Source organism: Xanthomonas cassavae CFBP 4642 (genome assembly GCF_000454545.1).
Taxonomy (GTDB): domain Bacteria; phylum Pseudomonadota; class Gammaproteobacteria; order Xanthomonadales; family Xanthomonadaceae; genus Xanthomonas; species Xanthomonas cassavae.
The window spans coordinates 937,280-952,263 of the sequence record NZ_CM002139.1 but is presented as its reverse complement, the minus strand read 5'-3'; the positions used below and the strand labels follow the sequence as shown (position 1 = coordinate 952,263).

Below are 14,984 nucleotides of genomic sequence, written 5' to 3'. Positions count from 1 at the left end.
TGCCACGGCCATGATGCAATCCACACCATGCCCAGAGCCGGTTTTACGTGCAGCGAGCAATTTTCATGGCTGAGAGTCGGGGCTAATCAGGAAGCCGCTTGGGCATACCAGCGCCCTACAATCGCCAATCAGATTGAAGATCTGCAAACATCTGTCCTTGCAGCAGCAGTTGCGACAAGCGTTACTGCCCGCAGCAGTGGCGTTACGCAGTAACTCGCAAGATCACGTCAACTGATGCTTACAATGAGGCGTGCTCTGCAAATCCCGTGGTCTGCCCACCCTTTAAGAACATTGCCGGCAGATACTATATCAAGAGCCTGCTGCCGGATAACCCGGAGATCTGGAACAACTACTCTGCGGAAAACAAGCGAAACCCCAAAGATCATGAATATGATGACATCCGTTCGCGAGGCTTGTATGCGAATCATGTTCAAGCTGACCAGATGATCACCATCCATACGAATGCAGCATCTAATGCAGGTACTCCCCAGACCACTGCTTCAGGTAGTCGCTTATGGGAACCTCTAAAAACCCCAGGATCCTGTCATCATTGACGTAATGCGATGCTAGCGGAGGGTGCTACAGATGATCAGTTTGTTCGCCGGTGAAGAACGTGNCGAGCTGAGAGCTTGGCCAACCATGTCAGAGTGCTGATGTTTCGAAAGCATCGTCACCTCCATGCACGCGCTACATCGGCTCCGGCATGGTTATTCGAGGTGCCCTATACCGATTTTATCTCGCATCAAACCCCAACAGGATTCGCCTTCTCCGGATCAATCTTGTACTGCTTGATCGCCCGGGCCACATCCTTACCGGTCATCTTGCCATCCTTCGCCAGCGCGGCAATCGCCGCGTGTGCGATGTAGTAACGGTCCACTTCGAAGAAGCGGCGCAGGTTCGCACGCGTATCCGAGCGACCGAAGCCGTCGGTGCCGAGGACGGTGTAGGTCATCGGGACGAAGGCGCGGATCTGGTCGGCGAAGGCGCGCACGTAGTCGGTTGCAGCGACGGCCGGGCCCTGGCGGCCTTCCAGCAGCTGGGTGACGTAGGGCTTGCGCTGTTCGGCTTCCGGGTGCAGGCGGTTCCAGCGTTCGACGGCGTAGCCGTCGCGGCGTACTTCGTTGAGGCTGGGGCAGGACCAGATGTCGGCGGTGACGCCGAAGTCCTTGTCCAGCAGCTCGGCGGCGGCAATGGCCTCGCGCAGGATGGTGCCGCTGCCCAGCAGCTGCACGCGCAGCTCGCCCTTCTTGGGCTTGCCGGCGTCCTTCAGCAGGTACATGCCCTTGATGATGCCCTCGGCTGCGCCGTCCGGCATGCCGGGGTGGGCGTAGTTCTCGTTCATCAGGGTGATGTAGTAGTACTCGTCGATCTGGTCTTCCATCATCGCCTTCATGCCGTGCTGCATGATGACGGTGACTTCGAAGCCAAAGGTCGGGTCGTAGCTACGCACGTTCGGGATGGAGCCGGCAATGACCTGGCTGAAGCCGTCTTCGTGCTGCAGGCCTTCGCCATTGAGCGTGGTGCGGCCGGCGGTGCCGCCGAGCAGGAAGCCCCGCGTGCGCATGTCCGCTGCCTGCCAGGCGATGTCGCCCACGCGCTGGAAGCCGAACATGGAGTAGTAGATGTAGAACGGCAGCATCGGCACATCCGACACCGAGTAGCTGGTGCCTGCGGCCATCCAGGATGCAATCGCGCCCGGCTCGCTGATGCCCTGCTGCAGCACCTGGCCGGTCTGGTCTTCGCGGTAGTACATCAGCTGGTCGGCATCGACCGGCTTGTACTTCTGGCCGAACGGGGCATAGATGCCGATCTGGCGGAACATGCCCTCCATGCCGAAGGTGCGCGCCTCGTCGGCCACGATCGGCACGATGCGCGGGCCCAGTTCCTTGTCGCGCAGGGCGATGTTGAGGCTCTGTACGAAGGACATGGTGGTGGAATAGCTGCGCTCGCCGCTGTCCTTGAGCAGGCGCTCGAACTTGTCGAGCGTGGGCGCGACGAAGGACTTGCTGGCCTTGGGGCGACGCTGCGGCAGGAAGCCGCCCAGGGCGCCGCGGCGTTCCTTGAGGTACTGCACTTCCGGGGAATCGTCGCCGGGGTGGTAGAACGGCACCTGGCCGTCTTCCAGCTGGGCGTCGGTGACCGGGATGTTGAAGCGGTCGCGGAAGTGCTTGACCGCCGCGTCGTCCAGCTTCTTGGTCTGGTGGGTGGGGTTGAGCGCCTCGCCGGCCGAGCCCATGCCGTAGCCCTTGACCGTCTTGGCCAGGATCACGGTGGGCATGCCGGTGGTATGCACGGCCTGGTGGTAGGCGGCGTACACCTTGTGCGGGTCGTGGCCGCCACGGTTCAGGCGCCAGATGTCGTCGTCGGACAGGCCGGCGACCATGGCCGCGGTCTCCGGGTACTTGCCGAAGAAATTCTCGCGGGTGTAGGCGCCGCCGAAGGCCTTGCAGTTCTGGTATTCGCCGTCGACGGTTTCCATCATCAGCTTGGTCAGGACGCCATTGGTGTCCTTGGCCAGCAGTGCGTCCCAGTAGCCGCCCCAGAGCAGCTTGATGACGTTCCAGCCGCCACCACGGAACACGCCTTCCAGTTCCTGGATGATCTTGCCGTTGCCGCGCACCGGACCGTCCAGGCGCTGCAGGTTGCAGTTGACGACGAAGATCAGGTTGTCCAGGCCTTCGCGGCCGGCCAGCGCAATGGCGCCGAGGGTTTCGGGTTCGTCGCTCTCGCCGTCGCCGATGAAGCACCACACCTTGCGGTCGGACTTCTCGATCAGGCCGCGGTTTTCCAGGTAGCGCATGAACTGCGCCTGGTAGATGGCGGCCAGCGGGCCCAGGCCCATCGACACGGTGGGGGTCTGCCAGAACTCCGGCATCAGCCACGGGTGCGGGTAGGACGAGATGCCCTGGCCGTCCACTTCCATGCGGAAGTTGTCCAGCTGGGCTTCGCTGATGCGACCTTCGAGGAAGGCGCGGGCGTAAACGCCCGGCGCGCTGTGGCCCTGGATGAACAGCAGGTCGCCCGGATGGTTGTCCGACGGCGCGCGCCAGAAGTGGTTGAAGCCCACGTCGTACAGTGTGGCGCTGGAGGCGAACGAGGCGATGTGGCCGCCCAGGTCGCCCGGCTTGCGGTTGGCCCGCACGACGGTGGCCATGGCGTTCCAGCGGATGATCGAGCGGATCTTCCGCTCCAGCGCGGAATCGCCGGGGTTCTTGGCCTCGTTGGCCGGGGAAATGGTGTTGACGTACTCGGTGGTGGGCGAGAACGGCAGGTAAGCGCCCGCCCGGCGGGTTTGCTCGACCATGCCTTCCAGCAGCTGATGGGCGCGCTCAGGGCCTTCGACGTCGATGACGGCCTTGATCGATTCGAGCCACTCCTGCGTCTCGAGCGGGTTCGGATCGTTGTGCAGCACTTCGTTCAACCAGTTCATTAGCGCTCCCGGGGGGACACACCCTGCGGGTGTGTCGACATCGTGAATTCGTGAACCCCCAAGTGTACCGCACGCACCTGTTGCCATTCCTCGCTACGGGTGCGTATGGAATGGGACGGCGTCGTGCGTGGGTGAGGTACCGATGCAGGCTGGACGACGATCCGGTGCAGCGGGCGCTGCCGGTATACGACCAAAGGATAAGGGCCACCGGCCGGAATGGACCGACACGCATACCCCGTAGATACCGTCTTGCCCCTCATGTGGCAAGGGCCTTCTGCGGGTCAAACGCGGTGCCGGATTTGAGCACGCCGTAGGCCAGATGCAGCAGCTNCGATCTACGATACAAGCTCGAAGCTTCAGGAGCGCATGGACTTGCCGCATCTGCTCCGATGATCAGTCGGAAGACATACCGCTGTTCGGCGGCCATGTCCAGATACAAGGAGCACACCTGGGCGCGACGGGCTGCACCGGTGAAGCCCGTCGCGCCCGGGTGCGCTCCTACGGTGGTGGGGGGGGTGGTCAGAACGCTTGTAGCGCTTCGGTCAGCTGGCCATTGTTGTTGACCGCGCCCATGGTGTAACCCTGCCAGCCCGGGTAGGCGTTGGGCTCCCAATAGAACACGCCGAGCACCTGCTTGCTGTGGGTCTTGTTGATGGCGTCGCTGCGGCTGAGCAGGTTGGTGAGCATGGCGCGGGTGGTGGCGGCCTGCTGCCAGTCCATGCCGACCTCGGCCACGATCACGTCGCTGCCGTAGCGGGAGATCATGTCGCGCATGTTGGTGTCCAGGCGGTTGTTGTAGTCCTGCCAGCTGCCGACCGGCGGGTAATGCGACATGCCGATGACATCCCACTTGCCGCCGGCCGAGCGCAGGTTGTCGAAGAACCAGCGGAAGTTGGCGTTGTCGTAGCCATTGGCCAGATGCACGACGACCTTGGCATTGGGGTACACCGCCGTGGTGGCGTTGTAGCCGCTGTTGATGAACTGGCCCAGGTTGGCGAAGTTGGGCGTCTTGCCCTCGTTCCACAACATGCCGCTGTTGATCTCGTTGCCCACCTGCACCCAGGTGACGGTGATGCCGTTGTCCTTGAGGTATTTGAGGATGCCCTGGGTGTGGCTGTACACATCGGTATTGAGCTGGGCCACGCTGTGGCCGGACCAGGCGGCCGGCTTGGTCTGCTTGCCCGGGTCGGCCCAGCTGTCGCTGTAGTGGAAGTCGATCATGATGCGCATGCCCTGCGCGCGGCACGCTTGGCTTTATCGAGTGTGTCGCGGCCATCGTTCCAGCCGCCGGAGGGGTTGACCCACACGCGCAGGCGAATGGCGTTGCCGCCCACGTCCTTGAACAGTTTGAAGAAGTCGGTGGTCTTGTTTGAGGCATCGCGAAAGACCTGCGGCGGATTGTTCGCCGCCTGTTGGTTGAGCCAGCTGACATCGGCGCCTTTGGCGATGCCCTGGGCGTAGGCGCCGACACTGAGGACAGACAGCAGCAACACCAACAGTACGCGGCCGTAGCTGGATTGAAAAACGCTCATGAGTGCTCCCTTGATCGATGGATGTCGCGCCAGATGGCGCCCGGTTGGGCCCCCCAGATCCCATTACGCGCCTGCGGCGCTGCAAGCGCTGGATCCTGCCTGCCCTGCCTTGTCGCAAACCGGTGGCGATTCAACCACGTGGCCGCAACGCGCTTGAGGCCGCTATAGGTGAGCCGCTCTTGCGGCATAGCTCGGCACAGGAAAATGCTGGCCGGGCAATCGTTCCGTCACCACGATGTTGTGCGGATGCAGCAGGAAACTCGCGCATGACTGCGCGACAAAATAAAAAAACGCCGGGCTGGCCGGCGTTTCTTTGCAGCACTGATGGACGAGACGGCATGACGAGAATTCGCCAAGGTGAGCTGCAAGAACTGGAGAAGCCCATTGCCCCCAGCTCAGCCCATTGCACGTGCACCCTGCTGCTGTTGCTGGGTCTGTGCCTGCTGTTGCTCCAGAGCCACCGACTGACGTGCAGCATTGTCGGCTACACGCTGGCTGCTCTGCTCGAGCGGGGTATTGATGGCCGTCATGGTGTCCACGCTCACGCGCAGCTGTCCGGGATCTTCGGCGCGCCCCTGCACGGCAAACGTGCGCGCGGCGTCCTGGCTCATCATCACCGCATCGATGCGCTGGCCGCCAGCGGCATGCATTTCCGACGCAAGCGAACCAGAGAGCTGGATGCTGTGCTGATCGGGAGTGCGCCCGGCACGCGCATCCTGCGCATGCACGCCGCGCTGTGCATCCTGGAACAGCGCATTGCCTGGGTGCCCCGGTTGGTCGATGCGCAATGACGTGTGATCGTTGGCATCCGCGCGCGCATCGCGCCTGGCCGGCTCGCCTGGTGCGAGCGGGCCGCGGACGGTATCGATCATATCCTGCCCAAGGCCGGGAGCGCTTCGCGTCAGGATGGTGGTGCCGGTGCGCAGCCCATTCACATCGCTGCGGTATTCGTCGATCATCCGCGCGTTCTGTTCGGCGAGCGGACGCGCGTCGGGATCCTTCAGCGCGGACTGCTCGCCCAGGAAATTGCCCAGCTTGTGCGCTCCCAACGATGCCCCCGCGGCCACGAGCGGATCGTCTGGAATCAGGAAATTGGCCTTACTATTGCTGTACCCGGTCGCACTCAAGGTGGAAATTTCGCTGGGCTTGGCATAAATGCGCACTTGCCCAAAATGAGGCGATGCCGCGCTGACCGGATCGGACGCCATGACGTGATTGATCACGCTGTTGCCGCCTTCCGGAATTCGGTAACTCAGGCTGGCTGCACCATAGGCGTTGAAGGTCTCGCCCTTGAGGTCGTAGTGATGTGCAGAAATCTGCGCGAGCGCGCCGCCGAGAGAATGGCCGGTGACGGAGACTTGCGGCTGATGCCCGGTTCGGTTTCCGACATCCCTGGCGATATCCAGCGCATTTTTCGTCAACGCCAGCGCATCGGCGGCCTGTGGGTTGGTCCGCGAGGTAACCATGGTTGCGTCGGTGAGAATGTCGTTGATCGCACCTTCGGTTCCCCGATGCGCAACCACGATTTCGCCGGTTCCTTCACGCCGATAGATCGTACCCTGGTAGCCATTGGCCTTGTTGTTAACATGATCGAGAACGGCATAACGCTGTCCTTGGATCGTTACGATCTCTTCATGTCCAGGGGCGCGCCGGCCTACTGCACGATCCTTGTAGACGTCATCGGATAGACCGGCATATTGCGGAGACGGGACGGTCATGGCGCAACGTCCTTGGCAGCCAGTGTGATGGTGAACAGCTCATCGCGAATGTCGGGTTTGAATTGCTCGGGGCTGAGTTCGCCCGTGTCCGGAAAACTCTTCGATTCCGAGCGCGGGTAACCCTTGACCCAGTAATACTTTGTCTGCGGCTGCTGCGCAGTCATCGTCTTGGCTTCGATAAACGACAGGAAGCGGGTTTCCTCTTCCGCACCGGTCGCCTTGAGCATTACGCTGGCACCACTGAATTCCCAATGGCAGACGCCCCGACCGTAATAGTCTTCGTCCTGCATCAGGTCCAGGTAGACGGTGCCGCGGTATTCGGTATCGGACACCTTCTTCAGCGCAAAGTCTTCCTGGCTGGTGATGCGGCCCGCAGTGCCGGTCTCCGGCTGGATCTTGCCGCACTCGGCTTCGTTGCTGACGTCGTACTGAGCCGCACCCTGCACAAGGCCGAAGGCGCCCGGTGCGTCCTTCAAGGTAAGGGTGACCTCGAAGGCTTTGCGCGGACTGGGATTCAGCTTGGCCAGGCCGCGGCCGCCGGCATCGACATCGGCTTCTGCGACAGCTTCGGCGGCGGGGGATGCGGTCTGGTTCATGCTGGTCTCCGGGGGGCTGCAGGCCGTGCAAAAAAGGGCCAGCAGGCTCGGAACAAGAATCTGGCGCAAGGCCGGCCTCCGTGGCAGTTGGGCCGCCAATCTAGTGCGGCTGCGCCCGCAGGGTCAATGAGGAACAGGTGAGGACGAGGCCGCTTCCACACCTTGCTGCGCGGGGCAAAAGTGCCATGATCGGCGTACTAGCCGCCAGGGAGCGCGTGTCATCGTCACCTCCGTCACCCGCCCCGAGGCCAGCGTTTCACCAGCATCGGTCACGCCACGCGTGCACTGGCGCAACAGCTTGCGCGTGCGGGTGTTGCTGGCCGCCACCGCGCTGCTGGTGGTGTTGCTGACGGTGCTGGGTACGGTGTTCTACCTGGGTGCGCGCGCGGAGCTGGTGGAGGCGGCACGTACCGAGGTGGACGGGCTGACCGAGCAGACCGCGCGCAGCCTGGCGGCGATGCTGGATTCGGTGCAGGTGAGCGGGCGCACGCTGGCGGCCAGCAGCAGCGCGGTGGGGCTAGAGCCATTCAACTTGCGCGCGCTGCTGCTGGCCACGCTCAGCGGCGACCTGGATGTCGGTGCGGCGCGCCTGATCATCGAACCGCGCACGCAGAAGGCCAGCGACATCGGCTTTGTCTGGAACGTGCACCGCGATGGCACGCGCATCGTGGAGCGCTCTGCGCTGGAGGTGGGCTACGACTACCGCGCGATGCCGTGGTACCAGCGCACCCAGCGCGATGGCCGGGCGTGGTGGTCCGAGCCGTATCTCAACAGCAATGGCGGCAGTGCGCTGTACACCAGCTACAACCTGCCCTTGCGGCGGCCCGGCGATGCGCCGGACGCGGCGCCGGTGGGCATGGTGAGCGTGGACCTGCCGCTGCAGCATCTGCACGAAATCATCGACCAGCTGCCGCGCGATATCGGCATCCAGCCGATGCTGCTGTCGCCGGAAGGCATGCTGGTGTTCAGCCCGGACCCGGCGCTCAACCTGCATCACACGCTGGACAGTTACGTCACGCGCTCGCGGCCGGATCTGCGGCCGTTGCAACGCGCGGTGGCGGCGGGCCAGCCGATTTCGTTTTCGCACACGGCGCCCGATGGCGAGCGCTTTCTGACCCATAGCGCGGCGGTGGGGCACAGTGGCTGGACCTTCGTGCTGTCCGCCTCCGAAGCCTATGTGCTGTCGGGCCTGAACTGGCTGGCGACCTGGGTGGCGGTGGCGGCCTTGCTGGGGCGGTGGTGTGGTGGTGGCTGATGCGGCGGATCACCCGCTCGCTGACACGGCCGATCGAAGAGTTGACCGACACCGCCGAGCATTTCCGGCGCGGCGAATTCGAATACCCGTTGCGGCACATCGAACGCGATGACGAAGTGGGGGTGATGGCGCGCGCCTTCGATAGCGCACGCGATGCGCTCCGCCACCATATTGCCGAGATCGGCGAGATGACCGCTGCGCGCGAGCGCATGCACAGCGAGCTGCAGATTGCGCGCGAGATCCAGCAGGCGATGTTGCCGTCCGGGCGTACCTTCGACCGTGCCAGCTCGCACCTGGAAACCTGCGCCTGGCTGGAGCCAGCCAAGGCGGTGGGCGGCGATTTCTATCACTTCGTCGAGACCGAACCGGGCCTGTTGTGGTTCGTGGTGGGCGATGTCTCCGACAAGGGCGTACCGGCGGCGCTGTTCATGGCGCGCGCGGTGAGCGTGCTGGAAATCGCCGCGCGCCGGCACACGCGTCCGGACGGCATCCTGATCGCCGCTTCCACCCGCCTGGCCGAAAACAACGACACCTGCATGTTCGCCACCGTGCTGTGCGGGCTGATCGATGTGGTGAGCGGCGACTACTGGCTGGCCAGCGCCGGGCACGAGCCGCCGTTGTTGATCGATATCGATGGCAAGGCCTACCCGTTGCCGCTGGAAACCGGCGCCCCGCTGGGTATCGAACCGCAGATGGCCTACCCGGTGCTGCAGGGGCGCATGACCGCCGGGCAGACCCTGCTGGGCTATACCGACGGGGTGACCGAGGCGATGGACGAGCAGGGCGCCAGCTATGGGCTGGAGCGCCTGCTCGGTGCATTGCGGCCACGCCGCAGCGCGGCGGCGCAATGCAAGGCGGTGATCGCCAACATCGCCCACTTCACCGGCAAGGCCGACCCCTACGACGACATCACCCTACTGGCGATCCGGCTGCGGCAGGAGCATGCTGGACGGGTGGCAGAGGCTGGCCGGGAGCGTCCCGGAAAGGCAACGACCTCATGAAGCTCGATCTGGCCATCGCCCCGTCGCTGGCCCAACTGGCCGGCGCCAACGACGCGCTGGAAGATTCGCTGACGCGCGAAGGCCTGCATGCCGAGCGGATCGGCCAGGTGCGGCTGATCGTGGAAGAGCTCGGTTGCAATGCGCTCACCCACGGTCAGTGCGCGGAGCAACCGCTACGCCTGCAGCTGCAGCTCGACCCGCAGGCGCTGGTGCTGGAGATGCACGACCCCGGCACCGCCTTCGACCCCTGCGGCGCCGCCATGCCCAATGTGACCGGCGAGCTCGACGATCGCGCCATCGGCGGGCTGGGGTTGTTTCTGGTGCATCAGTTCGCCGATCACATCGACTACCGCCGCGATGGTGCATACAACATCGTGCGCATCACCCTGCTGCACCCGTACGCCCCTGTTCCCGAGGCTTTGTCATGACCACGCTCGCCATTCAGATCGACCCGCCGCAAGACACCCGTCAACGCGTCATCCTGACCGGGCGGCTGGACACCCATACCTACCAGGACCTGGACGCGGCGCTGTCGCCGTTGCTGGGCACCCGCATCACCACCCTGGTGCTGGACCTGACCGCATTGGAATACATCTCCAGCGCCGGCATCCGCAGCATCTTCAAGGCGCGCAAGGCGCTGGCCACGCGCCACGGCAAGGTGCTGGTGAGCAACCCGCAGCCGCAGATCCGCAAGGTCTTCGACATGGTCAAGGCCGTGCCGCTGAGCGATGTGTTCGCCTCCACCGAGGAGCTGGACGCCTATCTGGCGGCGATGCAGCGCAAGGTGATCGAGCAGAGCGCGCACGGAGACGCGCCGATCGTGCCGCACTTCGCCGAAGCCTAGCGCCTTGCATCGCCTGCGCATACACGTGGGGACGTGTGTGCGTAGGAGCTGCGGGGCGGGTTGGTTAGGCTATGGCGCCCTGCCCTGTGCGTTGCCATGCCTGCATTGATCGTTTTCGATTTCGACGGCACCTTGGCCGATTCGTTCGGCTTCTTCCTGAGCACACAGCGCGACCTGGCTGCGCGGCACGGGTTCCGCGCGGCCGAAACGCATGAAGTGGACGCCGCGCGCAGGTTGAGCACGCGCGCGCTGATCAAGCAGTCTGGATTGCCTGCCTGGAAGGTCCCGCTGGTGGCGGCCGACTTCATCCGCCTGATGCGCGCCGCGCCGCCGGCGGCATTGTTTCCCGGCATTGCGCAGACAGTGAGCGCATTGCACGCTGGGGGGACGCGGCTGGCGGTGGTGTCGTCCAACTCGGCAGAGAACGTGCAACGCGTGCTGGGCGAAGAGCTGAGTACGAAGTTCGCCCTCATCGAAGGCGGCGCGCATCTGCTGGGCAAACAGCGCGCCCTGCGACGCGTGCTGCGCGCCACATCGCACACCCCGGCACAGGCGATCTATGTGGGCGATCAGGTCGCCGATTGGGAAGCGGCCCAGGTGCTGGGCCTGCCATTCGCCGCGGTGGGTTGGGGCTATGCGCATCCGGAGGTGTTTGCCGGATTGGCCGGAACGCAGCTGATCGAGCGCGTGGAAGACTTGCTCGTGCTGGGCATGCGCTAGCTGTGATCTCTCGGTTGGTTGTTCATCCGGGGCCGATCTGGAAGATGGGGGTTACCACACCAATCCAGCCCCCAGGAGCCCCGGCTGAACCTGCATAAACCTGCCCGTTTGACGCCGCGAGGTACGGCCTGCGGGACCGCGCTTCGCGCCCACAGCGCTGCCCGCACGCCACTTCGCCGGAGCTGGTCGAGCAGATCGCCGACAACGCTCCATCGACGGGCAAATTGCCGCTCACCTGCAGGTGGGCCGGAGCACCATCGCGCGCATCGTCCGCCGCGCCGGCCTGCATCGCCTGGCCGAACTGGAACCCAAGCCCCCGGTCGTGCGCTACCAATATCCCCAGCCCGGCAGCATGTTGCATCTGGATATCAAAAAGCTCGGGCGCTTCCGCCAAGCCGGTCATCGTGTCACCGGGGATCGTGCCCAGGCCAGCCGAGGAGCCGGATGGGAGTACGTCCATGTCGCCATCGACGATCACTCCTGCCCCCGCACCATCCGGCGCCTCAACCTCAGGCATTACCGCACCCGCCCCTGCACCCCACGCACCAACGGCAAGGCGGAACGCTTCATCCAGACGGCATTGCGCGAGTAGGCCTACGCCCACCGCTATAACAGCTCCGAGCAACGTGCCGCTTACCTGGGGCACCGGCTCCATCACTACAACTGGCATCGGCCCCATGCCAGCCTCGGACACCGACCTCCCATCTCACGGACCCACATCCCACTGAAAAACGTGGTGGGTTTACACAGCTAGCCGCATTGCAGCATGGGCGGCGCCGATGACTGCAGCCGGTCGGCCAGGCGACAGTGGGCGCTTGCGATGCCCACCACTTCGATATATCGTTTCAACATGCTTCGATATATCGAATAATGGTGCGTTCCCGTCGTCACCGCCCACCTGAGCTGGACGCGCTGGCCGACAGCGCGCCTGGGCGCAGCGGCGCGCGGCCGCTGGAGCACGGCGATCTGCGCCTGTTGTTGCTGGCACTGATCGAACAACAACCGCGCCACGGCTACGAGTTGATGCGGCAGATCGGCGCGCTGTTCAAAGGCCTGTACGCGCCCAGCGCGGGTGCGATCTATCCGGCCCTGGCGCAACTGGAAGCCGACGGATGGGTGCAGGCGGATCTGCAACAGGGCCGCAAGCGCTACCACCTCAGCACTGCCGGCCGCCACTACGCCAGCGAGCACCGCGATGCGCTGGATGCCGCGCTGGCGCGCAGCCAGCAACGTGCGCGCGCGTTGATCAAGGCACAGACACCCGCCCCGATCCGCGAGGCGATCCACCGTATCAAGCATGGCCTGTTCGCACGGCACGGGCAGTGGAACAACGCCGAAGCCACTCGCATCGCCGCCCTGCTCAACGCCGCCGCCGACGCCATGGAACAGGACGATGAGTGAGTGCGTGTGTTTGCCGGTTGTGGCTTTCCAGCTTGCGTTGATCGGGGACGCGGTCGGCTGCTGCTGTGGTTCCCCTGGCATGGAATGCGCGCAGGAGGCGCTCTGGTTTGAAGTGATTGCCGCAAGCGGTAGCGCAGCCAGCAACAGATCACTAGTGAAAGTACGAAGCGACGCCTGTGGATCGATCCAACCGCATGAGGCTTCGCGCTTACCCTGATCCGCCGCTGCGCGGCACCTTCTCCCCCATGAAGAAGGACAACGTCCCGAGCGGAGAAGGGATAGACACTGCCTCGGCTGCTGCACCTGTTACGCCACGGATCTCGATCATCATCGTGCTTCACCCCCAACTCCCCAACGCCGTATCGCGACACGGTACCCACAGGAATCGCACTTCATGGCTGCACATACCAACACCCAAATCCGCCGCGACCCACGCCTGCGTTCCGTGCAGGTGGTGCGCTGCGAGTCGGTCACGCCGCAGATGCGCCGCATCGTCTTCGGCGGTAGCGAACTGGCCGGTTTCCAGAGCGAGGCGCCGGACGATCACGTCAAACTGTTCTTCCCCAATGCCGACGGCGCCTTCGTGCTGCCGACGATGACTGCCGACGGCCCGCGCTATGACGAAGGCGCCCTCCCCTCGCCCGGCCGCGACTACACGCCACGCCTGTTCGACCCGCAAACCGGCGAACTCAGCATCGACTTCGTGCTGCATGGCGACGGCGTGGCCTCCAGCTGGGCGGCACAGGCGCAGCCGGGCGATGCACTATGCATCGGCGGCCCACGCGGCTCGTTTCTGGTGGCCGACGATTTCGATCATTACGTGCTGATCGGCGATGAAACCGCGCTGCCGGCGATCGGCCGCTGGCTGGAAGCCATGCCGGCGGACATGCACGCCGACGTCTTCATCGAAGTGGCCAATGCCAGCGAGCGCCAGGAACTGCTGAGCGCCGCCGACATGGATGTGTACTGGCTCGAGCGCAACGGCTTCGACGCGGCCAGCAGCACACTGCTGGAAGACAGCCTGCGCGACTACGAGCCGCACGACGGCGACACGTTCTACTGGATCGGTGCCGAATCGATGCGCGCCCGTTCCATGCGCAAGTTCATCGAAGAGCACATGGGCGTGGACAAGGAATGGGTGCGTGCGAAGGGGTATTGGAAGGCGAGCCCCAAAGCGGAGTAATGGCTTGCGTGCTCACTGCATCATCGCGTGCTGCTCCCCGTGCAGGAGCGCCCCCGGGCGCGAGGGGCTTTGCCGAGACAGCCGCTTGCGTCGGCGAGCCTGCCGATAACGCGTTCGCGGCCAGGGCCGCTCCTACACAGGCTTGCGTGCTTACTGCCATTCACCCACGTGCTGCTCCCCGTGTAGGAGCGCCCCCGGGCGCGAGGGGCTTTGCCGAGACAGCCGCTTGCGTCGGCGAGCCTGCCGATAACGCGTTCGCGGCCAGGGCCGCTCCTACACAGGCTTGCGTGCTTACTGCCATTCACCCACGTGCTGCTCCCCGTGTAGGAGCGCCCCCGGGCGCGAGGGGCTTTGCCGAGACAGCCGCCTGCCTCGGCGAGCCTGCCGATAACGCGTTCGCGGCCAGGGCCGCTCTTACGTAGCGACGGCCAGGAGTGACAGAGCGTTTTGCGCACGCAAACAAAAGCCCGCCAATCGGCGGGCTCTTGCATTGACGCATTGTATTGACGCACCGGCGCGATCGCTCGCGCCGGCATGTCGACAGCCGGCGCTTACTTCGCCGCAGCAGCCTCACCCGCCTTGGCCTGCAGGGCTTCGGTGGTGATGCGGATCTTCACTTCGTCGCTGACGTTCGGGGCGTACTGGCCCAGGCCGAAATCGCTGCGCTTGATCGTGGTGGTGGCATCGAAACCAGCTGCCGGCACCTTCTTCATCGGGTGCTCGCCGGCACCGTTGAGGGTGACGTCCAGCACCACCGGCTTGGTCTGATCCTTGATGGTCAGATCGCCGGTGACGGTGAGCTTGTTGCTGCCGGCCGCTTCCACCTTGGTGCTCTTGAAGGTGGCGCTCGGGAACTTGGCCGCGTCGAAGAAGTCGCCGCTCTTCAGGTGTTCGTCGAACTTGGCGGTGAAGCTGTTCAAGCCGGACAGCGGCAGAGTGACCTGCACGGTGGACTTGGTCACGTCGGCTGCGTCGTACACCAGGGTGCCGTCGACATTGCCGAAGTGCGCGCTGGGGTTGGAGAAGCCGAAGTGACTCCACTGCGCGATCACGTCGGTGTGGCTCGGGTCCAGGGTGTAGGTGCCGGAGGAAACCTGCACGGCCGGTGCGGTCGAGGCCGTCGATTCGGCAGCCGCCGGCGCCGGCGCAGCAGCGGTGGCGGCCGGCGCGGTGGCGGCCGGGGTGGCGGCGTTGTCGGCCGGCTTGGAGCAGGCGGCAATGGCCAGGGTCAGGGCGAGCGGCAGCAACAGCTTGTGAGTGGTCTTCATTGGAACTCCATGTGATGAGAAACGCGTCGGATCAAC

The 14,984-nt window shown here is 64.5% G+C and carries 10 protein-coding genes and 3 pseudogenes; 8 read left to right on the top strand and 5 right to left on the bottom strand.

Features of this window, described 5'->3' with window-relative positions:
- The coding region (locus tag XCSCFBP4642_RS29885) for a hypothetical protein (RefSeq protein WP_235048275.1) at window positions 1-213 on the top strand (213 nt) is incomplete at its 5' end.
- A 529-nt stretch (window positions 214-742) separates the two neighbouring features.
- Here XCSCFBP4642_RS29885 and aceE read toward each other — a convergent pair.
- From aceE to XCSCFBP4642_RS0104170, 4 genes and pseudogenes are all read right to left on the bottom strand, one after another.
- Window positions 743-3,430, bottom strand: coding sequence for a pyruvate dehydrogenase (acetyl-transferring), homodimeric type (gene aceE, locus XCSCFBP4642_RS0104185; RefSeq protein WP_029218679.1), 2,688 nt, complete (start codon window positions 3,428-3,430; stop codon window positions 743-745).
- A 519-nt stretch (window positions 3,431-3,949) separates the two neighbouring features.
- Window positions 3,950-4,962 (bottom strand): annotated as a pseudogene (locus XCSCFBP4642_RS24040) (arabinogalactan endo-1,4-beta-galactosidase).
- Window positions 4,963-5,357: 395 nt separating this feature from the next.
- Complete coding sequence (locus XCSCFBP4642_RS0104175; RefSeq protein ID WP_029218678.1) at window positions 5,358-6,680, bottom strand: XVIPCD domain-containing protein; 1,323 nt, start codon at window positions 6,678-6,680, stop codon at window positions 5,358-5,360.
- On the bottom strand, window positions 6,677-7,276 hold the full coding sequence (locus tag XCSCFBP4642_RS0104170; RefSeq protein ID WP_029218677.1) for a hypothetical protein: 600 nt from the start codon (window positions 7,274-7,276) through the stop codon (window positions 6,677-6,679). The genes XCSCFBP4642_RS0104175 and XCSCFBP4642_RS0104170 overlap by 4 nt, the downstream gene beginning before the upstream one ends.
- A 220-nt stretch (window positions 7,277-7,496) precedes the next feature.
- Between XCSCFBP4642_RS0104170 and XCSCFBP4642_RS24035 the strand changes: the two are divergent.
- From XCSCFBP4642_RS24035 to XCSCFBP4642_RS0104135, 7 genes and pseudogenes are all read left to right on the top strand, one after another.
- Window positions 7,497-9,532: pseudogene (locus XCSCFBP4642_RS24035) on the top strand (SpoIIE family protein phosphatase).
- Window positions 9,529-9,960: an ATP-binding protein gene (locus tag XCSCFBP4642_RS0104160; protein ID WP_029218676.1), complete on the top strand. Its 432-nt coding sequence runs from the start codon at window positions 9,529-9,531 to the stop codon at window positions 9,958-9,960. The pseudogene XCSCFBP4642_RS24035 and the gene XCSCFBP4642_RS0104160 overlap by 4 nt, the downstream one beginning before the upstream one ends.
- A complete protein-coding gene (locus XCSCFBP4642_RS0104155; RefSeq protein ID WP_029218675.1) occupies window positions 9,957-10,376 on the top strand; it encodes an STAS domain-containing protein in 420 nt (139 codons plus the stop codon). Before XCSCFBP4642_RS0104160 ends, XCSCFBP4642_RS0104155 begins: the two co-directional genes overlap by 4 nt.
- Window positions 10,377-10,472: 96 nt before the next feature.
- Entirely contained in the window at window positions 10,473-11,096 is a 624-nt protein-coding gene (locus XCSCFBP4642_RS0104150; protein WP_029218674.1) for an HAD hydrolase-like protein, read from the top strand.
- A 271-nt stretch (window positions 11,097-11,367) separates the two neighbouring features.
- Window positions 11,368-11,850, top strand: a pseudogene (locus tag XCSCFBP4642_RS26445) (integrase core domain-containing protein); the annotation flags it as partial.
- 116 nt (window positions 11,851-11,966) lie between these two features.
- On the top strand, window positions 11,967-12,497 hold the full coding sequence (locus XCSCFBP4642_RS0104140) for a PadR family transcriptional regulator (RefSeq protein ID WP_053329519.1): 531 nt from the start codon (window positions 11,967-11,969) through the stop codon (window positions 12,495-12,497).
- Window positions 12,498-12,891: 394 nt separating this feature from the next.
- A complete protein-coding gene (locus XCSCFBP4642_RS0104135) occupies window positions 12,892-13,680 on the top strand; it encodes a siderophore-interacting protein (RefSeq protein WP_029218671.1) in 789 nt (262 codons plus the stop codon).
- Between the two features lie 551 nt (window positions 13,681-14,231).
- Here the strand turns inward: XCSCFBP4642_RS0104135 and XCSCFBP4642_RS0104130 are convergent.
- Entirely contained in the window at window positions 14,232-14,948 is a 717-nt protein-coding gene (locus XCSCFBP4642_RS0104130; RefSeq protein WP_029218670.1) for a YceI family protein, read from the bottom strand.
- Window positions 14,949-14,984: the final 36 nt, after the last annotated feature.